Origin of the sequence: Rhizobium azibense (assembly GCF_004342325.1) — a bacterium.
GTDB classification, from domain to species: Bacteria; Pseudomonadota; Alphaproteobacteria; order Rhizobiales; family Rhizobiaceae; genus Rhizobium; species Rhizobium etli_B.
On sequence record NZ_SMBJ01000003.1, the window covers coordinates 357,105 to 381,159 of the forward strand.

Genomic DNA, 24,055 nt, shown 5'->3' on the forward strand with positions numbered 1-24,055 from the left:
GCGCTGCTAGGATAATGGGGCGCCAAAGCAGGATTTGACCCAAGGAACAGCATGCCCAGCCGAACTCCCGTTCTTACCAAACGAACGCTCGACAAGGACCTCGACAAAATCACCCATGCCGAGGATGCGGCGAAGTTCGTCGCGCGCAAGCTGGTCGCGCCGGGCCTCGGCCTGATCTTTCTCGGCCTGGCGATGCTTTTTGCAGGCGTCTACGTCTTCGACCGGCAGGGCGCCGTTCTCGTCATCGCCGCTGCCGCGCTTGCTGCCTACATGGCCATGAACATTGGCGCGAACGACGTGACGAACAATGTCGGCGCTGCCGTCGGTGCGCGTGCCATGACGATGGCACAGGCGCTCTTTATCGCGGCGGCCTTCGAGGTTTTTGGAGCAACGGTCGCCGGCGGAGCGGTGGTCAGAACGATCTCTTCGAGTATCATCGATACCGTACAGCTTCCCAAGGACCTGCTTGCCTGGATCATGATGGCCGCGCTGATGGCCGCAGCGCTCTGGATCAATCTTGCCACCTGGCTGAACGCGCCGGTCTCGACGACACATGCGATTGTCGGCGCGGTGATCGGAGCCGGAATTGCCGCTGTCGGACCAGACCCCGTCAACTGGCGCGTCATGGTGGAGATTACCTCAAGCTGGATGACATCGCCGCTGATCGGCGGTGTGATCGCCGCTGGTCTGCTCTACCTCGTCAAGACCTTGATCATCTACCGTGTCGACAAGATCGCGGCAGCACGGCGCTGGGTTCCGGCCCTGATTGGCCTGATGACCGGCGGTTTTGCAGCTTATATGATCTTGCAGCTTACCCCCGCCGGGCGATATTCGTCACCGACGATCCTTGCATTCGGATTGTCGACCGGCCTCGTTGCCTGGGCAGTGTCAATGCCGATCGTCGCACGGCAATCGCAAGGCCTCGAAAACCGCAACAGTTCGCTGCGCATTCTCTTCAAGTTCCCGCTGATCGGCTCTGCAGCGCTGCTTTCATTCGCACACGGCGCCAACGACGTTTCGAACGCAATCGGACCGCTTTCGGCGATCGTGCGTTCGACCTCGAGTCTTGCATCTGGCGGTGATGCGCCGCCGCTCTGGGTGATGCTGATCGGTGCCCTCGGTATATCCGTCGGACTGCTGCTGTTCGGCCCGCGGCTCATCAGCCTTGTCGGCGATCAGATCACCAAACTCAATCCGATGCGGGCCTACTGCGTCGCACTATCGACGGCCTTTACCGTCATCGTCGCGTCCTGGTTCGGACTGCCTGTCAGCACGACGCACATCGCCGTTGGCGCCGTCTTCGGCGTCGGTTTCTTTCGCGAATGGTACACGCGCAATTCCAAGCGCCGCGTCGAATATATGCGCAGCAAGGCCGAGGCCTGGGCGATCGAAGAACCGGAAGATCCCAACGTGCATGAGGCGCGCCGCCGCTATCTTGTGCGGCGCTCGCATTTCATGACCATCATCGCCGCCTGGATCATTACCGTGCCTGTGTCGGCGGCGCTTGCGGCATTGCTCTATTTGGTTATGTTCGCCCTCTTCGTTTGATCGGGATTGTTCGAGATGCGCGCCAATTTCCGCATGCAACGGCTTTTCGTCGATTCTTCCTTGTCGCCGGGCGCCGCGGTGGAGGCAAGTTCCGACCAGTACAATTATCTCGCCAATGTGCTGCGTATGACGGAAGGCGCCGAAATCCTGGTATTCAACGGCCGAGACGGAGAGTGGAAGGCGAACCTTTCCTTTCCGACCCGCAAGCGCATCCTGCTGACGCCAACCGAGCAGACCCGGAAGCAGCCGGCCCCATCCGACCTGCACTATCTTTTTGCGCCGCTAAAGGTCGGCCGGCTGGACTACCTCGTGCAAAAGGCGGTGGAGATGGGCGCCGGCGTGCTGCAGCCGGTGATGACGCAACACGTACAGGGCAAGATCACCAATCTCGATAAACTGCGGGCCAATGCTGTCGAGGCGGCAGAGCAATGCGGCATCCTCGCCATCCCGAAAATTGCCGAGCCGGTGAAACTCTTCGATTTGCTCGACAGCTGGCCGCAAGATCGGCGGATCATTTTTTGCGACGAGGGCGATGCGGGGCAAAACCCGCTGCCACTGCTGAAGAAGATCGAAGATAAGCAGCTTGCGCTTCTCGTCGGGCCGGAAGGCGGCTTTTCGGAGGAGGAGCGCGCGCGGCTGAGCGGCCTCGATTTCGTCACCGCTATTCCGCTCGGGCCCCGTATCCTGCGCGCCGATACGGCTGCGGTTGCGGCCATGGCGGTGATCCAGGCGGCTGTCGGCGACTGGAATTGACCTTCAAATCAGGCTCTGTTGAAACAGCCCGCTATTTTTTTGATGCATCGTTGAAAGAATTTCACTTGCAACATACGTGAGACCGGCACTAATCACGCTTCCAATTGTCCGGGCTACCGGGCGTTCCCCAGAATACAGGTTACGTTGAATGGCTCGCGATACTACCGACCAGACACCGATATCTTCGGTGCAGGAGCTGACCGATTACATTGCTGCGGGGAACAAGCCGAAAGAGCAATTCCGCATCGGCACCGAGCATGAGAAGTTCGCCTTCTTCCGTGCGGGCAACACCCCCGTTCCCTATGCCGGCACGGCCAGCATCTCGGCCCTTCTGAAGGGCCTGCAGGCAAAGAACGGCTGGGATCCGATCATGGACGGCGAAAACATCATCGGTCTTGCCGAGCAACAGGGTATGGGCGCGATCTCGATCGAACCCGGCGGCCAATTCGAGCTTTCGGGTGCTCCGCTGGAAACGATCCACGAGACCTGCAGGGAATCCAATTCGCATCTCGCCACACTGCGCGAAATCGCCGAGCCGATGGGCATTCGCTTCCTCGGCATCGGCGGCAGCCCGAAGTGGACGCTCGCCGAGACGCCGCGCATGCCGAAATCTCGCTACGACATCATGACCCGCTACATGCCGAAGGTCGGCACCAAGGGCCTCGACATGATGTACCGCACCTGCACGATCCAGGTGAACCTTGACTTCTCCTCCGAAGCCGACATGCAGAAGAAGATGCGCGTGTCGATGAAGCTTCAGTCGCTGGCAACTGCGCTCTTCGCTTCATCGCCCTTCACAGAAGGTCAGCCGAACGGCATGTTTTCCTGGCGCGGCGACATCTGGCGCGACACGGACAACCGGCGCTCCGGCCTGCTCGATTTCACCTTCCGCGACGACTTCGGCTTCCAGCACTATATGGAATGGGCGCTCGACGTGCCGATGTACTTCATCGTCCGCGACGGCCACTACCATGACTGTACCCACGTCACCTTCCGCCAGTTCATGAACGGCGCGCTGAAGGGCGAGGTCGCCGCGTGGGAGCCGACGATGGGCGATTGGACGAATCATCTTTCGACGCTCTTCCCCGACGTTCGCCTGAAGCGTTTCCTCGAGATGCGCGGAGCCGACGGCGGCCCGTGGCGCCGCATCTGTGCCCTGCCCGCCTTCTGGGTGGGCCTTCTATATGACGACGCCGCGCTCGATGCGGCCGATCAGATGACGAAGAACTGGACATTTGCCGAAGTCAGCGCGCTGCGCGATGCCGTCCCCACGGCCGGCCTGAAGGCCGAGTTCCGCGGCCAGGCCCTTTACGAAACCGCCCGCGAGGTCATCGGTATTTCGAAGGCGGGTCTGAGGTCGCGCAACCGGCTGAACAAGGAAGGCCAGGATGAGAGCATCTTCTTGTCGCCGCTCGACGAGGTGATGGCGAAAAAAGCGACGCTGGCCGAGGACCTGCTGGCGCGTTACAACGGCCGCTGGCAGCACTCCGTCGAGCCGGTCTTCGAGGAATATCAGTACTGAAGTAGTCGGCAAAAAGCCGTTTGCGCATTCCGATTTCCGTTTATAGTGACGATTCACAAGCACGAGAACGGGGGAGGAATGTCATGTTGCCACTCTTCGACATGATGATGCAGGCACAAAATGGCGCAGCGATGGAGGCCATCTCCAAGCAGTTCAACCTTGCCCAGGAACAGGCGACCAAGGCAATGGCGGCGCTAATGCCCGCCTTTTCCGCCGGGCTGAAGCGCAGCACGAGCAATCCCTATGACTTCATGGGCCTGATGCAGGCGGTGGCGTCCGGCAACTATACCAAATACTTCGAGGATATGACGAAGGCCTTCACCCCGGAGGGCATCTCGGACGGTAACAGTATTCTCGGCCAACTTTTCGGCTCCAAGGAGGTTTCGCGCGCCGTCGCAGCACAAGCCGCCCAGATGACCGGCATTGGCCAGGAGATCTACAAGCAGATGCTGCCGGTGATGGCCGATACATTGATGGGCGGACTCTTCAAGCAAGCGACCGGACAGATGGCCTCGCCCGTCAACCCCTTCGTCAATACCCAGATGGGCGAAACGATTCAGAAATGGCTGGAAAGTACCGGTTTTGCGCCAAAGCCGAAAACGGCATCCGAGCCGAACATCTTCGACAATCCGTTCACGCAGGCGATGCAGCTGATGTTCAGCACGCCCCAGCCAGCATCCAAGAGCGCACCAGCCAATCCGTATCTCGACAATCCCTTCGTCAAGGCATTTCAGGACATGATGGGGACCCTCAATCAGCCGGCGGCGCAAAGGGCGCCAGAGCCTGCGAAGGAAGAGGCAAAGGACCAGGCGGAAAATTATCTGAAGGTGCTCAACACCATGTTCGACAGCGGGCTTGAGGTGCAGAGGGGCTACCAGAAAAGCATGGAATCAATCTTCGAGACATATCTGCCTAACAAGGGCCAGGCTTCCTCGAAGACGTGAAAAAAACCCGGAGACGGCTTGGGAAAGCCGGTCACCGGGTCAAGCGGCAGGGCTATTGGCTATCACCCTGCGGGGAAACTGGCCGCTCCTAATCGACGCAGGAGCGGAATATCGCAAGGCGCCAGCGACGGCGCGCCGAGTTCGTCAGATGTGCCGACGGATCCTCGAAGAAGGTCGACGTCAACAGGGCGGCGGTTACATCGGCCCGCGTCAGGCCGATATCCCGCAACTGATTGTCGTCGAGGTCATTCAGGCCATTGATCGCTCTGCGATTGCGGAATGCGCGAAAGAGAGCCGTCAGCGGCGCGAGGGTTCCTCCGAGACGCTGGGAAAACGTCGCGGCCTGCTTGGCACAGTCGAGTTCTACAGTCTGGTCAATCATGCGCATTGAACTCTCCTTTCTTTCGGGCGCAACAGCCCACCCCTCCCGCGAGGTCGAGCGGGAGGGAGGGCTGAAACCTAGGCAGGACAGCAGGTGTCTGTCCGTCACTTTGCTTGATTTGCATCCCGAAGATGCCAAAGACCTATTGATCAGTCCAACGAATGTTTCTAATGGTTATTATCAGCAATCGTTATAGGTGATCCCATGTCCGCGCCTCTTGATATCGACCAGTTGCAGACTTTCATCGCCATCATAGATTCCGGCAGCTTCACCAAGGCGGCCGATCGCGTCTACAAGACGCAATCGGCTGTCTCGATGCAGATGCGTCGCCTCGAGGAGCGGATCGGCAAGCAGCTCTTCATCAAGGACGGCCGCGGCAACCGCTTGACGGTCGAGGGCGAAAAACTTCTGAATTACGCTCGCCGCATCATCCGCCTCAATAACGAGGCAATCGCCGCTTTCGACGACAACCGTCTCGAAGGCATGCTGCGCATCGGCACGCCGGACGACTACGCCGACCGCTACATGCCGGAGATCATCGGTCGTTTCGCCAAGACCCATCCGAATGTGGAGCTATACATCGTGTGCGAACCTTCGGTGGATCTGGCAGAGCGTATGCACAAAGGCGAACTCGACATCGCGCTGGTGACACATAATCCGCGGGAACGCATGTCCGACGTCGTCAGGACCGAACCGCTCTGCTGGGTCGGCTCCGCCAACCACCCTATCCGTGACGACGCTCCTGTGCCGCTTGCTGTCGGACGCCGCGATTGCCAGTGGCGGCAACTTGCCTGTTCGGCGCTCGATGCCGTGGGTCGCGAGCATCAGATCCTCTTCACAAGCTGGTCATGCACGGTGGTTGCCGCTGCCGTGCTCGCCGGCATGGCGGTTTCAGTGATGCCTGAATCGGCATTGCGGACGGGCATGAAGGTTCTGAGCCAGGCTGACGGCTTTCCTGCCCTGCCGCCGGTGCAGATCGGCATCATGAAGCGCCCGGGGGTTTCAATCTCGCTGATGAATGCGATCACGGCGCATATCACCGCCTGCCTCGACAACATCACGCCTGCGGTAGTCGACGACAATCTGGAACCGGATGTGAAAACGGCCTATGCGCGGCAGTATCCGCGCCTGAAGGCCGCCAACATGGTACCGAGCTGGTAGGATTCAGGCCGCCTCGGCGAAAAGCGAAGCGCGGATGACGTGCTTCCATTCGTCCAGCATCCTTTTTGCCAGCTTTTCGTCGCTCTTGACCGCAAGGCGGATCGAGGCGCCGATCAGGTGGCTGAAAAGGTAAGTGCGCGCTTGCATATCGACTTCCGGCATCTCCGGAGCGATCCGCTTTATTGCCTCGAGGAAAATTTCGGCTACGCTATTGCTGTGCTGGATGTTGAGCTGCAGGAGATCCTGGTCGGTCTCCGTTCCCATCCAGACGCCGAGATAAGTGGCGTCGTTGCGGTACTCGTTATAGTACCAGTCGATCATCACCGAGATCAGGTCCAATGCTTCATCGAGGGACTGGACGTTGGAAAACATGACGGCCGTTTTCGCCTGCACTGCAGTCGCATGCCGGTCGAAGAGCGCTTTAACAATCGCCGCCTTCTCGGGGAAATATTGATAAACCGAGCCGATCGGCACCTTGGCTGCGGCGGCGAGCTCGGTCATGCGCATGGCGCTGACGCCCTTTTGTGCGATCAGCTCTGCGGCAGCGGTGAGGATCAAATCAAGTCTCTGGATGCTGCGTTCCTGCTTCGGCTTCCGGCGAAGGCCGATACGATCCATACCCTGCGCGCTCATATCGTTCCCATGAATTATCGTTGAGCGACGGAAAATGGCTCAAACCGGCGCATCCGAGCGATATGGCACGCAGGTATTCATGCGCCGTAAATCGAATAGCTTGCATTTTAACAGACGCCAGAAGCATATGAAAATCGGGGCGACAAGCCCCGATTTTGTCACTCAAAGCTGCGGATCAATCGTTCGGCAGCGGCCGGCTGTGCACGGACCGTATCGAGCCTTTCGCCCGTGCTGTTTCCAGAGCAGCACGAAACGACCGTTGCATCATGATCAGGCCAGGTTCTTCTTCAAGAACTCTATGGTGCGGCTCCAGGCAAGATCGGCTGCCTTCTTGTCGTAGCGCGCCGCGGACGTGTCGTTGTTGAAGGCATGGTTTACGCCGTCGTATACGAAGATCTGGAAGCTCTTGCCGTTTGCCTCCAGTTCCTTTTTGTAGGCATCGATGCCGGCATTGATGCGCTCGTCGAGACCGGCATAGTGCAACATAAGCGCCGCCTTGATGTTCGCCACGCCAGCCTTGGGCTGCGCACCATAATAGGCAACGCCTGCCTTCAGCTCCGGCGATTGCGTCGCCAAATTGTTGACGACCCCGCCACCCCAGCAAAAGCCGATAGCGCCGACATTGCCATTGGCGGAAGGAAGCGTCTTCAGGTACTTGAGACTTGCTTCGGCATTCGCGACGGTTGCGGCAGGCTCAAGCTTGCCGAACATTTCCCGCGCCTGATCCTCGTTTTCAGGCGTGCCGCCAAGCGGCGACAGGAAATCCGGCGCCAGCGCCACGAAGCCTTCCAGCGCTGTGCGGCGGGCGACGTCGCGGATATGCGGATTAAGGCCGCGATTTTCGTGAATGACAATAACGCTGCCGAGCTTTCCCGATGCCTCCTTCGGTTCGACCAGATAACCCTTCATCTCGCCACTGCCGCCGGGATAAGAGACATCCTGCGCCTTCAGCCGCTCGTCGTTTGCCGGGACTATTTCCGCGCTCGCCTTGCTTGCCGCCAGCATCGGCGCGATCACGGCGGCAGCACCCGCCGATCCTGCAAGCTTCGTAAGCTTGTCCATGAAACTGCGCCGGTCCAGCGTCAGATGCGTATATTCGTCATAGGCGTTGATCATAGCCTGCGTGATTTCCGGCTTGTCCATGTAAACCTCCTCATTTCTCGCTGAGCCAAAGCCCGATGAGAGAAGATAGGTCAGCCTCCGATAACGCAGGAACAAAACTGCGTTACCCGCTGAAGGCCACCCAGCCGGCGAGCCACGCCCACATGGCACCAAGCACCACGTAGCCAGCTGCAAAGAGCGGACTGCGGAAACGCATGCGGTTGCTCGTGACATGCACGAAAGCGTGGGCATACCGCAACGCCACGAAAATCCAGGCGAGCACGAGGGCGGCGATATTGTCGGCCTCGGTGATGTAGAGCAGGATGCAGCAGACATAAAAGAGAACCGGCAGCTCGAACTGATTGGCGATGCTGTTCTTGACGAAGAGGCTTTCCGGCGGCTCGCTACGGTTTTCGCGAAAATCCGAAAGATTCACATTGCCGACTTCCACCGCTTTCCGGCGGCGGAGGCTGAGCAGCATGTAGAGGCCATAGACCAGCGCGACATGGGCAATAATGGGCCAGAAGATTTCGGTGCCGGTCATAGTGTCTCCTCTGCTCCTTCTCTCATATTTTTCAAAGCAGTAGAAGAAAATGCCGGCACTTTCCAGCCTATCGATCGTCGATATCTCCAGGCGTCAGACGGATCAGGACGAAACGAAGGATGACGATTGCCGAGACAACGAGTGCTGCAAATTTCAGCTTTGTCATCCAAGGCAACAACGCAGCGGCGGATGATGCAGCGCTGCCGCCACCGAAAGCAATCAAGCTGGAGAGATTCTCCGCATAATCGGCAAAACCGTAGATGAACGGCAGGCCGTAAATCGCCTTGATGAAAGCTGGATGCATCGGTTTGCCGAAATAGCTACCGCCCGGCTGGAGCTTCAGGACAATCGTGAAGAGAAGCATCGTCATCAGCGCAGGCAGGACGAGCTCCGGACCAAGATACATGCTTCGCAGCAGCGCACGCGCGACATCGTTTTCGCCCAGCACCTTCTGCATGGCGCTAACAGCGGGGTGATCATAGCCGGTGAAATAGGCGTCAAGCACCGTTTTTCCGGTTTCATGCCGAAACGGCAGGACGAAGCCGAAGGTCGTCCATGCCAATACTGCGAGGCAGACAATAGCAAGCAGCCCGATCATCCAAGGCGGTATCCGGCTGCCCGCAGTCACGATCAGGCGCCCACACCCGGATAGTTCGGGCTCTCGCGGGTGATCGTCACGTCATGGGCGTGGCTTTCGCGAAGGCCGGCACCGGAGATGCGCACGAAAGTGGCGCGTTCCTGGAACTCCTTGATATCCTTACCGCCGACATAACCCATTGCTGCCCTCAGGCCGCCTGTGAGCTGGTGCAGGACGCCGGAAACCGGCCCTTTATAAGGAACCTGGCCTTCGATGCCTTCCGGCACGAGCTTCAGCGTGTCGCGGACTTCCGCCTGGAAGTAGCGGTCTGCCGAGCCGCGCGCCATGGCGCCGACCGATCCCATGCCGCGATAGGCTTTGAAGGAGCGTCCCTGATAGAGATAGACTTCACCCGGGCTTTCATCGGTACCGGCGAGCAGGGAGCCGATCATGACGGCAGAAGCGCCGCAGGCCATCGCCTTGGCAAGGTCGCCCGAGAACTTGATGCCGCCGTCGGCGATGACCGGAATATCCTGAGCGCGCGCGGCTTCGACAGCCGACATGATGGCGGCGAGTTGCGGTACACCGACACCGGCGACAATGCGCGTCGTGCAGATCGAGCCCGGGCCGATGCCGACTTTGACGGCATCCGCACCGGCATCGATCAGTGCCTTCGTGCCGTCCGAGGTCGCGACGTTGCCGGCCATGATGCGAACCGAATTGGATAGCTTCTTTACGCGGGCGACAGCGTCGAGAACGCGCTGGGAATGGCCGTGGGCGGTATCGACGACGAGCAGGTCGACGCCGGCTTCGATCAGGCGCTCGGCACGGTCGAAGCCATCATCGCCGACGCTGATGGCGGCGGCAGCGCGAAGGCGGCCTTGCGCATCCTTGGAAGCGTTCGGGTTCAGCTGCGACTTTTCGATATCCTTGACGGTGATGAGGCCAACGCAGCGGCCTTCCGGATCGACGACCAGCAGCTTTTCGATGCGGTGCGAATGCAGCAGGCGCTTGGCCTCCTGCTGATCAACATTCTCCTTGACCGTAACGAGATTATCCCGCGTCATCAGCTCGTGGACCTTCTGGGCCGGATCGGACGCAAAGCGGACATCGCGATTGGTCAGGATGCCAACGAGGCGCCCCGACTTCTCAACGACTGGAATGCCGGAAATGCCGTGCGTCTTCATCAGAGACAGCGCTTCGGCAAGCGTCGCATCCGGACCAATCGTCACCGGATTTATCACCATGCCGCTTTCGAACTTCTTGACTTGCCGAACCTGCTCGGCCTGCTCGATGGGGGTCAGGTTGCGATGAATGACGCCGAGGCCGCCGGCCTGCGCCATGGCGATCGCCAATCGGCTTTCGGTGACGGTATCCATTGCGGAGGAGAGGATCGGGATGTTCAAGTCGAAATCGGTCGCAATGCGCGTTGCGATGTTCGTCTGACCGGGCATGACCTCAGAGTGACCGGGCTGCAAGAGCACGTCGTCAAAGGTGAGCGCGTCCGCTCCGGTTGCGGTTTCTATGATGCGAGCCATGGCCAATTTCCTTCAATCAAGAAAAATGCGACCCACCCGGAACGAATCGTCCGCACCGGCGGTGTGCAAGGGTTGCTTTGGAAGTTGGCGAGGGCTCGTAACACGTCTATGACAGGAAGGGAATAGTAAAATGCCAGGCGTCTGCACCGGGCGCATAATAACCGCCATGCGCCTGGATCAGATGACGAACTGGTCGATCTTCGGCACGAAACGGTAGGCCGTTCTTGAACTTGGCCGGCCGAAATGCATGTAGCAAAAAGCCTGGCCGCTTCAATGCGAGAAAAATCATACCTTCGAACAAGGCCGCTGGCAGCGCTGCACGCCCCCCCTCCCCTTCGTGCGGGATCTCTGCTTGCCCGGCCGAACATATGTCGATTTTGAACGGAAAAGTTGCCGCGGACAGCCATCTCACGCACACGTGATGCAAACCCGTAACTCCCGCAGTTTCAGGGATTGGCAGAGGAGGCAACAGGGACTACACAGCTCGGGCTTCCGCGCCCTCCCCAAGAGTCGCCAAGGCTTTTGCCTATGAACCGCATTGTACCGCTGATCCTCGCCGTCGCGCTCTTCATGGAGCAGATGGATTCCACCGTCATTTCGACCGCCCTGCCCGCAATCGCCAGCGACCTGCATGTCGGGCCGATTACGCTGAAGCTGGCGCTGACCTCCTACATGGTGTCGCTTGCGGTTTTCATTCCAGTCAGTGGCTGGATGGCAGACAGGTTCGGCGCCAAGCGCATCTTCCGGCTTGCAATCTGCGTCTTCGTCATCGGCTCGATCTTCTGTGCGGTCTCTTCCAACCTGGTCGAGTTTGTCTTCGCCCGCTTCCTGCAAGGCATGGGCGGCGCGATGATGACGCCGGTCGGCCGCCTCGTTCTCCTGCGCACGACCCAGCGGAGCGAACTGGTTTCCGCCATGGCGCTGCTGACGATCCCTGCCCTTGTCGGTCCGCTCGCCGGTCCGCCGCTCGGCGGCTTCATCACGACCTATTTCAGCTGGCACTGGATCTTCCTGATCAACGTACCGGTCGGCATCATCGGCGTCTGGCTTGCAACAATCTTTCTTCCGGAGATTGAAGCAACCATGCCGCCGAAACTGGACTTCACCGGGTTCATGCTGACTTCGCTTTCCGCCGCGGGTGTCGTTTTCGGCCTCTCGGTCGTAAGCCTTCCGGCGCTGCCGCCGGCGATCGGTGTCACATCCACCTTGACCGGCTTTCTTTGCGGCTATCTTTACGTGCGTCACGCCAAGCGCCACCCAGCCCCGATCCTGAACCTGAACCTCTTCCGCAACCCGACTTTCCGTGCTGCGACGACGGGCGGCAATCTGTTCCGCGTTTGCGTCGGTGCCATGCCCTTCCTGACGCCGCTGATGCTGCAGCTCGGCTTTGGTCTGACACCGTTCCAGTCTGGCCTCATCACTTTTTCCGGAGCAATCGGCGCGATCACTACCAAATTCATGGCGCGGCGCGTTTTCGCCGCCACCGGCTTCCGCACGACGCTTCTTTCGGCAGCCTCGGTCACAACGATCGTAACAATCGTAACCGGCTTCTTCACGCCCGCAACGCCGCATCTCGTCATCATCACGGTATTGCTCATCGGCGGCTTCTCGCGTTCGTTCATGTTCACCGGCGTGAACGCACTGGCCTTTGCCGATATTGAGGATCGAGAAGCAAGCCAGGCCACATCGATGAGCTCGGTAATGCAGCAGATCAGCCTCGCGCTCGGCGTTGCAGTGGCGGGAGCAATCCTTGAGACATCCATCTATTTTCGCGGCGAGGCACTGCAGGTCGCCGACTTCCAGCTCGCCTTCTACGTCATCGCAGGACTGACGGTCGTGGCGACGATCCCCTTCATTCGCATGGACAGAAATGCAGGGGCGCTGGTTTCTGGCCATCGCGTCAAGCGGATCGGCCCAGCCATAGAGACCGAGCAACAAGCGGTGAAGTAAGCCCTTCTATTCCGGCTTTTCGCAAACGGCAGCAAGCTTGTTGCCGTCGGGATCGCGGATATAGGCGGCGTAGAAATTTGCATGATAGGAGCGCAAGCCGGGCTTGCCGTCATCAGTACCGCCCGCAGCGAGTGCCGCCGCATAGAACGCATCGACATCGGCGCGCGTTTCGGCGCTGAGCGCGATCATCGAGCCGTTGCCGGCGGTGGCACGGCGGCGGTTGAACGGCGTGACGATCCAGAGGCGTGAGCGCGTGTCGCCATCGGCGGAATAGCCGATCTCCTCGTCAGAAAGACGCTGAAGCTTGTAACCCAGCGCGGGCAGAACGGCGTCATAGAAGCGCCGGGCGCGCTCGATGTCATTGGTTCCGAGAGTGACGTAAAGTAGCATCAGATAGTGGCATTCCAATCCTGCAAGCCGCCATCATCGCCACAGACGATGCCAAAGATCAAGCTTTCGCAGCGTCCGTGACTGGCTTCCGGCCCTTGAAGCCCTTCGCCAGCAGGAACATCTCAACCGATTCGGCACGCGAGGAAGCCGGCTTTACGTGCACTACCTGACGGAAATGCTGCTTCAGCATGTTGAGCAATTCGCGCTCCGTTCCCCCCTGAAAGGTCTTGGCGAGGAAATGGCCGCCTTCGCCCAGAACGTCGACGGCAAAATGCGCGGCAACTTCGCAAAGATGCATCGTTCGCAGATGGTCCGTGCGGTGGTGACCGGTCGTGGGGGCCGCCATGTCCGAAATCACCAAATCCGGCGTACCGCCGACAGCTTCCATCAGTTTCGTCGGCGCGTCGGGATCGAGAAAGTCGAGCTGCAGGATCTTCACGCCGGGAAGTGGCGCCATTTCGAGAAAGTCGATGGCCGCGACGCGGATATCCTCGTCGGTCGAGCCCGTCACCTTGGCGGCGATCTGCGACCAACTGCCCGGTGCGGCGCCAAGGTCGATGATGCGGCGCGCGCCTTTCAGGATATTGTGCTTCTCATCGATCTCCAGCAGCTTGAAGGCGGCCCGCGCCCGGTAGCCCTCGAGCTGCGCGCGCTGCACGTAGGGGTCGTTGATATGGCGCTGTAGCCATTGCCGCGAGGAGGCCTTGAGCTTCTTCTTCTTGACGCGCTGGCCGAGCTTGCGGCCGGTGCGGTTGCCCGCGATCGGTGCCTTGGTCATTCTTTCCCTACCTTGCGCGCTGGCCGCGGCGGTTTCGATGGCGCCGCCAGACGCCGTCGTCCGCCATCATGTCGGTCAGGAGGCCCTCTCTCAACCCGCGGTCGGCGACGCGCATGCGCGGGCTCGGCCAGCGGCGGCGGATTGCCTCCAGAATGGCACAGCCGGCAAGTACCAGGTCAGCGCGGTCCGGCCCGATGCAGGGATTGGCGGCGCGGCTCTCGAAATCCCACGAGAGAAGCTTCGCCTGCATGGCCGAAACCTCGTCATCCGAAAGCCAGATGCCATCCACCTTGCGGCGGTCGTAGCGCGGCAGGTCGAGGTGGACGCCTGCCAGCGTCGTCACCGTGCCGGACGTGCCGATCAGGTGAAAATCGCCAGAATGTGCGACCTCGATTTCCGGGCAGTCGAACCGGGCAAGCATGCCCCCCACCTCCGATACCATGGTCTCGAAGCTTTCCGGTGTTACATGCTGGCCACCGTGGCGCTCGGAAAGGGTGACGACGCCGACCGGCAGCGAGGTCCAGTGAGTGATGTGATTGGCAAGGCGGCTGAACCGGTTCTCGCCGATGCGGATGACTGCTATTTCCGAGGAGCCGCCGCCGATATCGAAAAGCACGACGGAACGCGTTTCGCGTCCGACCAGTGACGAGCAGCCGGATACGGCAAGGCGGGCCTCCGTTTCGCGGTCGATGATCTCGAGTTCAAGGCCTGTTTCGGCAACGACGCGATCAAGGAAAATTGCCCCGTTTGCGGCCTGGCGGCAGGCTTCAGTGGCGATCAGCCGCATGCGGCGGATTTCGCGGCTTTTCAGCTTCCCGGCGCATACGCGCAGCGCATCGACAGCGCGGTCCATTGCCTCGTTGGAAAGGCGGCCGCTTGCGCCCAGCCCCTCGCCGAGGCGCACAATGCGCGAAAAGGCGTCGACGACGCGGAACTGTCCCGGTCGGGTGGGTTGGGCAATCAGCAGACGGCAATTGTTGGTTCCAAGGTCGAGCGCAGCATAAAGTTCGTCCGGCCAGGGATGCTCGGCGTGATCGCGGCGCTCGCGTTCAGGCGGCCGGCCGCCCCGATTGAGGCCATCGTTTCGAGGCTCGGAATGTCCATTGGCCTTTGCTATCGTCGGGGCTCTCGCAATGACGGGATCGCTGGCAATGGCGGCAGGCTGGGCAGCGATGCCCGGCTGGCCGATGGATTTGCCAGGCGCCAGCGGACGACCCTGCAGGCCGCGTTTTCCACGGTGCTTGCGCCGGTTGCGGCGGCTGGATGAAGCTCCGCCATCCGCTTGCGCGGCCAAAGCCGGCTTCTCATGATGCTGGACCGCTGGGCCATCATGCCGCTGGCCGCTGTTACCGCGGCGCCGGCGTTTGCGCTTGCGAGCCGGGTTCCCGGCTGCAGCTTCCATCGGGCGCGCTGCCTCTCCGGATGTCTCGGAGGAGGCCTGCGAAGCGGCATGAGGCGCGTTGCGGGACTGACCGCCCCGTTTGCCTTTCCGGCGCCGGGATTTTTTGCCATCCCTGCGCGCTGCCGCTGACGCCCCGTCAAATTGCGGCCTTGCGCCGCCTTCGGGGTCTTCCACGTTTGTTTTCCACGCGCCGCGCAAGTCCATGACGGTATGCAGCAGGCGCTCGTTAGTTTTTGCGTTGCCGCGAGAATACCAGCGCGAAGCAAAATCGCCAAATTCTTTTTGGATTCAAATCCGGGACCTGCTCGGCCCCACCCGATTGGGTTCGGAAATTTTTCCAAACAGGTATTTGCATTCTTCCGGCTTTTGTTTATAAGCGCCGCACACCAGCGGAGCCGCCATGCCGGCCGCACTCTGCTGGGGAATAGTTCAATGGTAGAACAGCGGACTCTGACTCCGTCGATCTTGGTTCGAATCCAGGTTCCCCAGCCAATTCTCCCTAAAATCCCTTGATTCCTTGATTTTCAAGTCGTGCCGGATCCCGTTTTGGCATCAATGGCGAGCTGATGCCCAGAACTGATGCCCAAAGGTGATGCCCAGGCGAAAGGACGACCTGCACGTGGACATTGCTGCCTTCAAGCTCCTGCCGGAGGCCTGGCTGAAGGCCTTAGACCAGCCGTAGACGCCGTTCAGTCTTTCGGGCGTGATCGCCACGAACGATGCGATGTTGACGATCGTTCCCCGGGTGCGTTCGACGAAGCCGGGGACGGTCGCGTAGGTGAGCCGCGTCAGCGCCTCGACATTGAGGGCGATCATCGCGCTCATCGCTTTGACGTCGGACTGCAGCAGTGGTGCGGTCGCTCCCACGCCAGCGTTGTTGATCAGCATGGTGATCCCGGCATTGTCGGCGATCAGGCTGGCGACGCGGTTCACGTCATCGGCCGATGTCAGGTCGGCGGTGACGGTCTCGATGGTGTGGCCTGTCTGCTCGCGGATCGAACGAGCGATCCGGTCGCTGGTCGGGCTTTGCATTCTGCTTTCGCAGAAGGGCATCATGCTCCATCTGACGCTTCGCAACTGTTTGCAGGCAATTTGGCTCGCTTTCATAGGATATGTCGGCTACTTCCTGACGGTGACGGGAGCGGCGGTCTTTGCCGGCCCCGTCATCGCTCCGGCCTTTCTCGGCCTGGTGCCGATCGTCTTGATGGTCATTGGGAACCAGCGCCAGGGGTCATTGCCATGGCGATCGCTTATGAGGCCGTTGGCGCTGGTGATGGTCGGCCTTGCTCTGGTCAATGTTCACGGCCGAGGGATTGAACTCGGTTCGATCATTGTGGATCGGCGTGCCGCTGGCGCTCGCGGCGGTGGGACTTTGGTGCTGGTTCGATACCTGATCGCGGGCGTCATTCTGTCAGTGCGGATTTTCTATGATCGTTAATTCGCATCGGCAAAGGCAGTACTGGCGCATGAGTGACGTGCTGTGGCCGGACCAATGACAGACACTGAGTCGGAGATGCAGTCACGGCCGAACGCACGCGCCGGCGACCCCTTCGTAAGTCCGAAATCCTCGGTTCCAGTCCCATCATTTCAGCTATAAGGTGGGAGACATCGCCCAAAGGGGATTTCGAGGCCAATGCCCCCAGAGAAGAAGGACCGTTCGCCTGTTGCGCTGGAACAGCGCGACGTAAGCGCCGACCAGCGCATGTTCTCACCTTCCGTTGCGCGAAATTCGGCGCCGATCCTCGCGGTCCTAAAACGTGTCCTTCCCACACGTGGCGCCGTGCTGGAGATTGGATGCGGGACCGGCGAGCACGCCGTGTGTTTTGCGGGAGCAATGCCCAACCTCACCTGGCAGCCGAGCGATCCGGATGCCGACGCCCGCACCAGCACGTCTAGCTGGATCAAATTCGCAGGGCTGAAGAATGTGCTGGCACCGCGGGATATTGATGTGTGCTCAGGCCAATGGGGCGTCGAACAAACGGGGCATTTTGACGCCGTCGTGTCGATCAATATGATCCATATCGCGCCATGGGCGGCAAGCTTAGGATTGTTCGCAGGAGCTTGCCGTTTGCTTCACGCTGGTGGGCTTCTTCTTCTCTACGGCCCATTCATGCGCGACGGGGCACACAACGCACCCTCGAACGCTGCTTTCGACGCGGCTCTAAAGGAGCGCAACCCATCCTGGGGTGTGCGTGATATCGCTGATCTTGAACACGTGGGTGAGGCCGCTGGACTTAATCTCCGCGAGACGATCGAGATGCCTACCAACAATATGTTGCTGGTCTTCTCCAGCGGTAGTGCCTGAACGACAAGCGGGCGCGAAAGAGACATGGGCCAAATCGAGGTCGATCCGAGGAACGTGCGGTATCTGCTAGAATGCGGCCGAAGGCGGAACGCGACAGACGCATTGCGAGGGCCGGTGTGATCGAACCGGAATTCGCGCGACCGAGTGCCAACGTTGTGCTCTTGGAAGGGGAGACGAGGACTATGCCGACACCAGAGCAACCCAGTCTAATAGTTCGACAGAAATCCCCACAGAACACCGAGTTTCCGTTTGCGTCGCTCTCCGATTGGCTGATCCCAACCGAGCTGTTCTTCGTGCGAAACCATTTCCCGTCGCCGGACCTCGATGCGCGAGACTGGAGATTGCGCGTTGGCGGGGCGGTGGAGAGGCCGATCGAACTTGACCTCGACAGCATCAAGGCGATGCGGAGCACGACTTTCACCGCCGTCGTCGAGTGTGCAGGGAACGGCCGCGTCTACTATGTGCCTCCGAAGGAGGGGTTGCAGTGGCAGAACGGAGCCGTCGGGAATGCCGCGTGGACAGGTGTTCTTCTGCGCGATATTTTGGAAATGGCGGGCGTTAAGCGAACCGCACGTGAGGTTCTGCTCGTAGGCGCCGACAGCGGCGTCGTCGACACGAACAAGAAAACGGCTTCTCCCGGCCCCATCGCTTTTGCGCGCAGTTTACCACTTGAGAAGGCCATCGCTGACAGCACGATCCTTGCCTATTCGATGAACGAGGAACCGTTGACGCGCGATCACGGCTACCCGCTACGCGCGGTCGTGGGTGGCTGGTTCGGCATGGCTTGGGTCAAGTGGATCACGCATATCACGGTTGTGGAACAACCGTTCCTTGGCTACTGGCAGGCGCGCGACTATTTCCGTTGGGAGCGCAGCCTCGGGGAACCCAGGCTGGTCCCTCTTGCGGAGATGGAGGTCAAAGCGCAGATCGCGCGTCCCGTACAGGGGGCGCGTCTCATCGCCGGCCAACCGTACCGGATTTTCGGAGCCGCCTGGAGCGGAGAGGCCGTTATCCGGCAGGTGCACGTCTGCACGGGAGATGGCAGGGGCTGGCGCGAGGGACGGCTCCTCGAAACAGAACGTCCCTTTGCATGGCGCTTGTGGGAGTACATGTGGACCCCTGAAGAAGTGGGGCGATATATACTGCGATGTCGCGCGATCGATGGGGCGGGGTGCGTGCAGCCCGACCTCCAGCGTTCCGACTGCGAGAGCTACGCGGCCAATTGGATCGTTCCGGTGGAGGTTACGGTCGTTCCCGAGCCACAGACGTACGAGGAGGAATTCGTGATCTAATCACCCGCATGGGGCGGAATGGCGGCTTTTGGCGGAACTGCCACCCGCGTTGTCGCGGCGTCATAGCCGCTTTGCAGCAACGGCGGCCGGTGGCTCGATGACCACTATGCGGGCGCGAAGCCGCCGTGCCGCGGTGGTCGCCAGTTCGGTAGCGGCGCTCAGCGCGGAAATTATTTCCGCTTACGCCGCCGGTTGACTGATGCCCAAAGCCAGGGCACAAAGGTGGCATCCAATGGTCGCTCGCGGCAGGAAAATATAGGGAAATCAAAGGCGATTTGGCTAAGTCATCGAAATTATGTGCGAATCCTTCTAGGTAAGCACAATTAGCCTGTAGCGCCTCATTGTGATCTGACGATCATAGCCAAAAATTCTGCAGATTTTACAGCTACATGCTAGTTTCTCCAGCGCCGGCACCCGCCGGTTCGCGCTACGCCGATGTCGCAATCTACGATCGCACGAAAACTAGCTGGGGACCCAATTTGTCAGGGGGCAAATTCTTCCGCTGTGCACTAAAAGCTGTCATCAGCAGGCCAGTCGGCGCATGGCTCGATTCGACCCGTTGCGGTCATCCGGCTCCAAGTACCGAAAGACAAAAAGGCACGTCAAGGCAGACGTTGATTTCTGCCTAAGTCGGCTTCAACCAGTCACCCCAGAAATTGGATGAAGCGTTGCGTCGTTGCCAGAGCAGGCGCGTTTCGATGGCGGCGAAGACGGAGCGGCGACGATTTCCTCCGCCAGAAGCGCGATGCCTAACGTCGGTGTTGAGCCGGCGTTCTCGTTACATCGGATGCAGGAGACGCGAAGGGTGAAAGGCGGTCAAATTACTCAGGCGTCAGTTCAACTCGATACGTTCTCCCGTTGCCGCCGAGCGTTTTACCGCATCGACTACCCTCAAGGTTTCGAGCCCCTCACGCCCGCTGACAAGCGGCGGTTCGTCTCCCCGGATCACCTTGCAAAATTGCCTGATCTGCAGACCGAGCGGGTCCTCGTCGTCGACCTCGATACGCGTTTGGTCAAATGGTTCCCACCAACTCCGTTTACCAGGATTGCGCCAGACCTCGAGCGACGGAACAGCCAGCGACCCGTGCGTTCCACCAATCATGTAACAGGATTGCTCGGTTTTGGGGTAAGCCGGATTCTCTCCGGTTGTCATCTCCCAGCTCCACGGTGCGACCACCGCGTCCGAGACTGTCGCAGTTCCCAAAACTCCATTCTTGAACTCGATCAGGATCACGGCCGTTTCCTCAACTGCGTTGCCGCGCACCGCGTTGGACTCGCGTGCTTGAACCGCAGCCACATCGCCGAAGAGGTAGCGCAGATTATCGACATCGTGGATGAGATTGAGGAAAACCGGCCCCGCACCGCGCTCACGACGCCACGAGATGTCGAAGTAGTCATCGGGCTTGAATAGCCAGAACATCGCATTGACAACAAGAACGCGGCCGAGCTTCCCGCTTTCGATGATTTCCTTTGCCTTATGCATCACCGGATTGTGTCGGCGGTGATGGCCGGTCAAAAGAGGAACACCTTTTGCCTCAGCCGCTGCGATCAGCTTTTCCCCGGATTTAATGTCGTCGGCGATAGGCTTCTCGATGAGTGCGGGAATGCCGGCTTCGACGGCTTCCAACCCGTTCTGGACGTGAGCCGGGTTGGGCGTAGCCACGATGATCCCATCAGGTCGGTCTGCGACAATCATGTCCGCGAAGCTTGGAAACCACTTCACGCTGGCTTCCTTGGCAATGGTCTCGCCAACCGGCGTGGGATCGACCACGGCACTGAGTTGCGCCGAGGGCTCGGCCAGTACGTGCTGAATATGGCGCTTACCGATGAGGCCTGCCCCAACTACGGCCAGCTTAACCCGTTTGGTCATGGTCACCTCAGCCATTGCCCGCCGCCTTGATCATTGTCGCCGCGCGCCGGATGCCAAGCTGGTATCCTTCTGTTCCAAGGCCGCAAAGCACGCCGTCCGCGCGGTGCGAAACGAACGAATGGTATCGGAAGCTTTCGCGCTTGTGCACATTGGAGATGTGGATCTCGATCACAGGCCCCTCAAATGTGTTCAGAGCGTCAAGGATGGCGAGTGAGGTATGGGTGAAGGCCGCCGGATTGATGACGATGCCCGCACCGTCCTCGCGCGCCTCATGAATCCAATCGATGATCTCGTATTCCCGGTTGCTCTGATGAAAGCGGATTTCATGGCCGAGTTCGGCTGCCAGTTTGCGGCAGTCCGCCTCTACGTCTGCGAGCGTTTCATGCCCGTAGATGTGCGGCTGGCGTTTGCCAAGCAGGTTGAGGTTTGGTCCATTGAGAACGTAGATCAGGCTCATAGCATAGTGTCCTTCTTGAGCACGTCGTCCTGGTCAGACGAACGCGATTGCTTGAACAGCAAAATCAGGGTCCGACTCGTAGAGATCTGCGCGCAAGCCGAGCCTTCCCGCTTCGAGAGCAGGCGCGGCGATCGCCCGCGCGGCGTCGAGAACGGCAGTGAGAAGCTTCTGCTTGGTCTCTGCAGTACGACCCGGTGCCATCCGCACGATGATTTGGATGAAATGATTATCGACATGCTCATCGCCCACGCAGGAGTATGTCGCCTCCCGCGCAAGCGTGCGCACGGCGGAAGGTTTCACAAGGCCGCCATCTCGAACGCAGCGATGCACGGTCAGCGTGAGCCGGTCCATGGCTACATGCTCGCCTGCGCCCCGGCTATAATCGATAATGATATGCGGCATTTGGGATCTCCCCATCAAGCCGACAGGCGGCACAAGTCCATAAAGTGACGGGACATCCGCTCTGCGTCGGGTGCAATCCCGGTGAACAATTCGAAAGCCGCTGCTGCCTGGTAGACGGTCATGCCGCCGCCACGAAGGGTCCGGCAGCCTTTTCTTTCGGCGAGAGAAAGCAGCTCTGTGACGAGCGGCATGTAGACAATGTCGGCGACCCAATGCCGTGGCAGAAGCCATTCCGGGTCGATCGGCAAACCAGGATGGCTCTTCATACCCGTCGGCGTCGCGTGGATAAGGCCGTCCGCTGAGCGCAGGGTGCTGCCGACATCCGTCGTGGCACGAGCGCAATCCCTTGAGAACCGATCGTTCAACTGCCCAGCCAAGGTTTCTGCCCGTTTCGAATCCTGGTCAAAGATCGATAATCTCTCGATCCCGAGCTTGATTGCGGCATGCGCCAAGGCGACACCGGCGCCGCCGGCGCCAAGCAGGACGGCATGCGACTTCGCGACGTCCGGAAGGCCGCGCTGGAAATTCTCGTAGAAACCGTACCAATCAGTGTTGTGGCCGATCCTCTCGCCGTCACGAAAGACCACGGTATTGACCGCACCGAGCATCTCCGCATCCTCGGAAAGTCGATTGAGGTGGGCGATCACCGTCTGCTTGCAAGGATGTGTAATGTTGCTCCCGGAAAAACCGCGCCGCTCTTCCTCGTCTAGGAGGTCCGGCAGCGCCGAGGCGGGAAGGCCTCGTTCGGCGAAGTCGAGAAGCTCGTAGCGGTAATCGAGGCCCTGATGTCGCGCTTCCGTTTCGTGGAGAGTCGGGGACTTCGACATTTGAATGTCGGCCCCGATCAGTCCCACGAGGAATTTCTTGTCGTGCATTGGTATCCCTTTCGAACGTCAGTGGTGGGCTAGGATTTCGCCGAGGAAGGTCTTTGTGCGTTCGTGCTTGGGAGACTTGAAGAAGATCTCCGGTTCGGCCTCTTCGACGATTTCTCCGGAGGCCATGAAGATGACGCGATCAGCGACCTGTCGGGCAAACCCCATTTCATGCGTGACACAGATCATCGTCATGCCGTCACGGGCGAGCCCGATCATGGTGTCGAGCACTTCCTTCACCATTTCAGGATCGAGCGCAGAGGTTGGTTCGTCGAAGAGCATGACCTTCGGCTCCATGCAGAGCGCGCGAGCGATGGCAACGCGTTGTTGTTGCCCGCCGGATAGCTGCGCAGGATACTTTTCGGCCTGGTCAAGGATTCGAACGCGCTCGAGATATCTTCGAGCCAGTCGCTCTGCGTCAGCGTGGCTTGTGCCTCGAACACGCATCGGGGCGAGTGTACAATTCTGAAGTACGGTCATGTGCGGGAAGAGATTGAAGCTCTGGAAGACCATTCCCACTTCGCGCCGTATCGCATCGACGGATTTGGTGCTTCCGTCCAGTACCTGACCCTCGACGACGATCTTCCCGTCCTCGATCGTTTCGAGGGCATTGATGCAACGAATTAACGTTGATTTCCCGGAGCCTGACGGCCCGCAGAGGACGATTTTTTCGCCTTTGCGGACCGACAGACTGATGGATTTCAAGGCATGGAAAGCGCCGTACCACTTCTGCACGTCCTCAAGGGAAATCAGCGTCGGTTGATCGTTTGCGGAATTGAGCACGGAACTCTCCATTTGGGCTTAATTGACGGTGAAGGGGATGTTCGGAATGGATTCCGGGAACTGCGGCAGATCGATCGCCATCCACTTCTTCGTGATGGCGGCCAGCTCACCATTGGCCTTGATCTTGTCGATGAAGGCGTTGACGGCTTCGTTCCAGTCCTTCTCGCCGAGACGGGTCCCGACGCCGTTGTAGGTCGTCAGAAAGTTAATCTTGCGCTCATAGGTGCCGGCACTCGCCGCATCCAGTCGCTGACCATAGAACTGGTTGCCGCCAACCGCCTTTACCTGACCGGAGATGAGAGCCTGGATGGTTGCGGCGTCGTCATCAAAGCGGCGAACTGTTGCGGTGGATCCGACGGCGTCCGTTACTGCCTTATCCTGCGAACTGGACTTCGGAACGCCGATCTCCCATCCCGCAACGTCGTCAGGCTTCGTAACCGTGTCGGACTTCGCGGCATAAAGCGAAATCGTGTTAGCGGCATAGGGCTTGCTGTATTGAATTGATTTCGCACGTTCTTCCGTCATCGCCATCGTTGCGAACAGGATATCGACTTTGCCGGTCGTAAGCGCCGGAATTCGGTTGGCAACGGCGAGCGGCTGGAATTGAACCTTCACGCCCAATTCCTTAGCAAAAAGGTTGGCGACGTCAGCGTCGAAGCCGTCCTGCACGCCGCTTGAGTTGACGAACCCCCATGGCGCATTGTCACCCTGGATGCCGACCACAAGCGCCCCCTTTGCCTTGATTTCCTCTATAGTTGCCGCAGAGGCGGCGGCAGCGCCAACGGCTGCGAGTGCAACGGTTGCGAGTGCAAGCCCGAGAAAATTCCTACGATTGTTATGCATGCTTAATC

Annotated in this window: 24 protein-coding genes, 1 tRNA gene and 1 pseudogene; 10 read left to right on the top strand and 16 right to left on the bottom strand. The window is 59.8% G+C overall.

Annotation, left to right across the window (positions count from 1 at the left end):
• Nucleotides 1-51 precede the first annotated feature (51 nt).
• The 4 genes from EV130_RS09300 (at nucleotide 52) to EV130_RS09315 (ending at nucleotide 4,767) form a co-directional block, all read left to right on the top strand.
• A complete protein-coding gene (locus EV130_RS09300) occupies nucleotides 52-1,548 on the top strand; it encodes an inorganic phosphate transporter (protein ID WP_074060346.1) in 1,497 nt (498 codons plus the stop codon).
• A gap of 15 nt (nucleotides 1,549-1,563) precedes the next feature.
• On the top strand, nucleotides 1,564-2,301 hold the full coding sequence (locus EV130_RS09305; protein ID WP_132660079.1) for a 16S rRNA (uracil(1498)-N(3))-methyltransferase: 738 nt from the start codon (nucleotides 1,564-1,566) through the stop codon (nucleotides 2,299-2,301).
• Nucleotides 2,302-2,449: 148 nt separating this feature from the next.
• Nucleotides 2,450-3,823: a glutamate--cysteine ligase gene (locus tag EV130_RS09310; protein ID WP_132660081.1), complete on the top strand. Its 1,374-nt coding sequence runs from the start codon at nucleotides 2,450-2,452 to the stop codon at nucleotides 3,821-3,823.
• 83 nt (nucleotides 3,824-3,906) lie between these two features.
• A complete protein-coding gene (locus tag EV130_RS09315) occupies nucleotides 3,907-4,767 on the top strand; it encodes a DUF937 domain-containing protein (protein WP_074060343.1) in 861 nt (286 codons plus the stop codon).
• An 88-nt stretch (nucleotides 4,768-4,855) separates the two neighbouring features.
• Here EV130_RS09315 and EV130_RS09320 read toward each other — a convergent pair whose 3' ends face one another.
• Nucleotides 4,856-5,155 (bottom strand): DUF1127 domain-containing protein, encoded by a 300-nt coding sequence (locus EV130_RS09320; RefSeq protein WP_074060342.1) that lies wholly within the window; start codon nucleotides 5,153-5,155, stop codon nucleotides 4,856-4,858.
• Between the two features lie 198 nt (nucleotides 5,156-5,353).
• Between EV130_RS09320 and EV130_RS09325 the strand changes: the two genes are divergently transcribed.
• Nucleotides 5,354-6,310, top strand: coding sequence for a LysR substrate-binding domain-containing protein (locus EV130_RS09325; protein ID WP_022717281.1), 957 nt, complete (start codon nucleotides 5,354-5,356; stop codon nucleotides 6,308-6,310).
• A 3-nt stretch (nucleotides 6,311-6,313) separates the two neighbouring features.
• Here EV130_RS09325 and EV130_RS09330 read toward each other — a convergent pair whose 3' ends face one another.
• The 5 genes from EV130_RS09330 to guaB form a co-directional block, all read right to left on the bottom strand.
• Nucleotides 6,314-6,943 carry a TetR/AcrR family transcriptional regulator gene (locus EV130_RS09330; RefSeq protein WP_132660083.1) on the bottom strand — a complete coding sequence of 210 codons (630 nt, stop codon included), beginning with the start codon at nucleotides 6,941-6,943 and terminating at the stop codon, nucleotides 6,314-6,316.
• Between the two features lie 270 nt (nucleotides 6,944-7,213).
• Nucleotides 7,214-8,086, bottom strand: coding sequence for a dienelactone hydrolase family protein (locus EV130_RS09335; RefSeq protein WP_132551985.1), 873 nt, complete (start codon nucleotides 8,084-8,086; stop codon nucleotides 7,214-7,216).
• Between the two features lie 82 nt (nucleotides 8,087-8,168).
• Nucleotides 8,169-8,588: an MAPEG family protein gene (locus tag EV130_RS09340; protein WP_074060339.1), complete on the bottom strand. Its 420-nt coding sequence runs from the start codon at nucleotides 8,586-8,588 to the stop codon at nucleotides 8,169-8,171.
• 67 nt (nucleotides 8,589-8,655) lie between these two features.
• The gene (locus tag EV130_RS09345; protein WP_074060338.1) at nucleotides 8,656-9,216 is read right to left on the bottom strand and encodes a hypothetical protein; all 561 of its coding nucleotides are present in this window, start codon (nucleotides 9,214-9,216) and stop codon (nucleotides 8,656-8,658) included.
• A 2-nt stretch (nucleotides 9,217-9,218) separates the two neighbouring features.
• Nucleotides 9,219-10,703, bottom strand: coding sequence for an IMP dehydrogenase (gene guaB, locus EV130_RS09350; protein ID WP_132660085.1), 1,485 nt, complete (start codon nucleotides 10,701-10,703; stop codon nucleotides 9,219-9,221).
• Nucleotides 10,704-11,156: 453 nt separating this feature from the next.
• Between guaB and EV130_RS09355 the strand changes: the two genes are divergently transcribed.
• The gene (locus EV130_RS09355) at nucleotides 11,157-12,653 is read left to right on the top strand and encodes a DHA2 family efflux MFS transporter permease subunit (RefSeq protein ID WP_132551984.1); all 1,497 of its coding nucleotides are present in this window, start codon (nucleotides 11,157-11,159) and stop codon (nucleotides 12,651-12,653) included.
• Nucleotides 12,654-12,659: 6 nt separating this feature from the next.
• On the opposite strand, the gene EV130_RS09360 is transcribed toward EV130_RS09355, so the two are convergent.
• The 3 genes from EV130_RS09360 to EV130_RS09370 are packed head-to-tail and all read right to left on the bottom strand — an operon-like array spanning nucleotide 12,660 to nucleotide 15,397.
• A complete protein-coding gene (locus tag EV130_RS09360; RefSeq protein ID WP_132660087.1) occupies nucleotides 12,660-13,043 on the bottom strand; it encodes a VOC family protein in 384 nt (127 codons plus the stop codon).
• A 58-nt stretch (nucleotides 13,044-13,101) separates the two neighbouring features.
• The gene (locus tag EV130_RS09365; RefSeq protein WP_074060334.1) at nucleotides 13,102-13,821 is read right to left on the bottom strand and encodes an RlmE family RNA methyltransferase; all 720 of its coding nucleotides are present in this window, start codon (nucleotides 13,819-13,821) and stop codon (nucleotides 13,102-13,104) included.
• A 7-nt stretch (nucleotides 13,822-13,828) separates the two neighbouring features.
• A complete protein-coding gene (locus EV130_RS09370) occupies nucleotides 13,829-15,397 on the bottom strand; it encodes a Ppx/GppA phosphatase family protein (RefSeq protein WP_074060333.1) in 1,569 nt (522 codons plus the stop codon).
• 244 nt (nucleotides 15,398-15,641) lie between these two features.
• On the opposite strand from EV130_RS09370, the gene EV130_RS09375 reads away from it, so the two are divergent.
• Nucleotides 15,642-15,715: transfer RNA gene (locus EV130_RS09375), tRNA-Gln, on the top strand.
• Nucleotides 15,716-15,775: 60 nt separating this feature from the next.
• Here EV130_RS09375 and EV130_RS09380 read toward each other — a convergent pair.
• On the bottom strand, nucleotides 15,776-16,330 hold the full coding sequence (locus EV130_RS09380) for an SDR family NAD(P)-dependent oxidoreductase (protein WP_081377029.1): 555 nt from the start codon (nucleotides 16,328-16,330) through the stop codon (nucleotides 15,776-15,778).
• Between EV130_RS09380 and EV130_RS09385 the strand changes: the two are divergent.
• The 3 genes and pseudogenes from EV130_RS09385 to EV130_RS09395 form a co-directional block, all read left to right on the top strand.
• Nucleotides 16,236-16,608, top strand: a pseudogene (locus tag EV130_RS09385) (EamA/RhaT family transporter); the annotation flags it as partial. The gene EV130_RS09380 and the pseudogene EV130_RS09385 sit on opposite strands and share 95 nt — an antisense overlap.
• A gap of 248 nt (nucleotides 16,609-16,856) precedes the next feature.
• The gene (locus tag EV130_RS09390; protein WP_132660089.1) at nucleotides 16,857-17,528 is read left to right on the top strand and encodes a DUF938 domain-containing protein; all 672 of its coding nucleotides are present in this window, start codon (nucleotides 16,857-16,859) and stop codon (nucleotides 17,526-17,528) included.
• A gap of 182 nt (nucleotides 17,529-17,710) precedes the next feature.
• Complete coding sequence (locus tag EV130_RS09395; RefSeq protein WP_257788691.1) at nucleotides 17,711-18,820, top strand: sulfite oxidase; 1,110 nt, start codon at nucleotides 17,711-17,713, stop codon at nucleotides 18,818-18,820.
• An 832-nt stretch (nucleotides 18,821-19,652) separates the two neighbouring features.
• On the opposite strand, the gene EV130_RS09400 is transcribed toward EV130_RS09395, so the two are convergent.
• The 6 genes from EV130_RS09400 to EV130_RS09425 are packed head-to-tail and all read right to left on the bottom strand — an operon-like array spanning nucleotide 19,653 to nucleotide 24,047.
• Complete coding sequence (locus EV130_RS09400; RefSeq protein WP_074063062.1) at nucleotides 19,653-20,690, bottom strand: Gfo/Idh/MocA family protein; 1,038 nt, start codon at nucleotides 20,688-20,690, stop codon at nucleotides 19,653-19,655.
• Nucleotides 20,691-20,697: 7 nt separating this feature from the next.
• The gene (aroQ, locus tag EV130_RS09405; protein ID WP_074060330.1) at nucleotides 20,698-21,147 is read right to left on the bottom strand and encodes a type II 3-dehydroquinate dehydratase; all 450 of its coding nucleotides are present in this window, start codon (nucleotides 21,145-21,147) and stop codon (nucleotides 20,698-20,700) included.
• 33 nt (nucleotides 21,148-21,180) lie between these two features.
• Complete coding sequence (locus EV130_RS09410; RefSeq protein WP_015886723.1) at nucleotides 21,181-21,549, bottom strand: 5-carboxymethyl-2-hydroxymuconate Delta-isomerase; 369 nt, start codon at nucleotides 21,547-21,549, stop codon at nucleotides 21,181-21,183.
• A gap of 14 nt (nucleotides 21,550-21,563) precedes the next feature.
• On the bottom strand, nucleotides 21,564-22,424 hold the full coding sequence (locus tag EV130_RS09415; protein ID WP_165918514.1) for a shikimate dehydrogenase: 861 nt from the start codon (nucleotides 22,422-22,424) through the stop codon (nucleotides 21,564-21,566).
• 18 nt (nucleotides 22,425-22,442) lie between these two features.
• Nucleotides 22,443-23,216 carry an amino acid ABC transporter ATP-binding protein gene (locus EV130_RS09420; RefSeq protein ID WP_074060328.1) on the bottom strand — a complete coding sequence of 258 codons (774 nt, stop codon included), beginning with the start codon at nucleotides 23,214-23,216 and terminating at the stop codon, nucleotides 22,443-22,445.
• A 6-nt stretch (nucleotides 23,217-23,222) separates the two neighbouring features.
• The gene (locus EV130_RS09425; RefSeq protein ID WP_074060327.1) at nucleotides 23,223-24,047 is read right to left on the bottom strand and encodes a transporter substrate-binding domain-containing protein; all 825 of its coding nucleotides are present in this window, start codon (nucleotides 24,045-24,047) and stop codon (nucleotides 23,223-23,225) included.
• Nucleotides 24,048-24,055 lie beyond the last annotated feature (8 nt).

Coding starts and splice junctions, on each gene's coding strand:
- EV130_RS09305 (WP_132660079.1), top strand. CDS start 1,564: ATGCGCGCCAATTTCCGCATGCAACGGCTTTTCGTCGATTCTTCCTTG.
- EV130_RS09395 (WP_257788691.1), top strand. CDS start 17,711: ATGCCGACACCAGAGCAACCCAGTCTAATAGTTCGACAGAAATCCCCA.
- EV130_RS09420 (WP_074060328.1), bottom strand. CDS start 23,216: ATGGAGAGTTCCGTGCTCAATTCCGCAAACGATCAACCGACGCTGATT.
- EV130_RS09360 (WP_132660087.1), bottom strand. CDS start 13,043: ATGCTACTTTACGTCACTCTCGGAACCAATGACATCGAGCGCGCCCGG.
- EV130_RS09410 (WP_015886723.1), bottom strand. CDS start 21,549: ATGCCGCATATCATTATCGATTATAGCCGGGGCGCAGGCGAGCATGTA.
- aroQ (WP_074060330.1), bottom strand. CDS start 21,147: ATGAGCCTGATCTACGTTCTCAATGGACCAAACCTCAACCTGCTTGGC.
- EV130_RS09365 (WP_074060334.1), bottom strand. CDS start 13,821: ATGACCAAGGCACCGATCGCGGGCAACCGCACCGGCCGCAAGCTCGGC.
- EV130_RS09400 (WP_074063062.1), bottom strand. CDS start 20,690: ATGACCAAACGGGTTAAGCTGGCCGTAGTTGGGGCAGGCCTCATCGGT.
- EV130_RS09315 (WP_074060343.1), top strand. CDS start 3,907: ATGTTGCCACTCTTCGACATGATGATGCAGGCACAAAATGGCGCAGCG.
- EV130_RS09425 (WP_074060327.1), bottom strand. CDS start 24,047: ATGCATAACAATCGTAGGAATTTTCTCGGGCTTGCACTCGCAACCGTT.
- EV130_RS09310 (WP_132660081.1), top strand. CDS start 2,450: ATGGCTCGCGATACTACCGACCAGACACCGATATCTTCGGTGCAGGAG.
- EV130_RS09340 (WP_074060339.1), bottom strand. CDS start 8,588: ATGACCGGCACCGAAATCTTCTGGCCCATTATTGCCCATGTCGCGCTG.
- EV130_RS09330 (WP_132660083.1), bottom strand. CDS start 6,943: ATGAGCGCGCAGGGTATGGATCGTATCGGCCTTCGCCGGAAGCCGAAG.
- EV130_RS09380 (WP_081377029.1), bottom strand. CDS start 16,330: ATGAAAGCGAGCCAAATTGCCTGCAAACAGTTGCGAAGCGTCAGATGG.
- EV130_RS09300 (WP_074060346.1), top strand. CDS start 52: ATGCCCAGCCGAACTCCCGTTCTTACCAAACGAACGCTCGACAAGGAC.
- EV130_RS09415 (WP_165918514.1), bottom strand. CDS start 22,424: ATGCACGACAAGAAATTCCTCGTGGGACTGATCGGGGCCGACATTCAA.
- EV130_RS09320 (WP_074060342.1), bottom strand. CDS start 5,155: ATGCGCATGATTGACCAGACTGTAGAACTCGACTGTGCCAAGCAGGCC.
- EV130_RS09335 (WP_132551985.1), bottom strand. CDS start 8,086: ATGGACAAGCCGGAAATCACGCAGGCTATGATCAACGCCTATGACGAA.
- EV130_RS09390 (WP_132660089.1), top strand. CDS start 16,857: ATGCCCCCAGAGAAGAAGGACCGTTCGCCTGTTGCGCTGGAACAGCGC.
- EV130_RS09325 (WP_022717281.1), top strand. CDS start 5,354: ATGTCCGCGCCTCTTGATATCGACCAGTTGCAGACTTTCATCGCCATC.
- guaB (WP_132660085.1), bottom strand. CDS start 10,703: ATGGCTCGCATCATAGAAACCGCAACCGGAGCGGACGCGCTCACCTTT.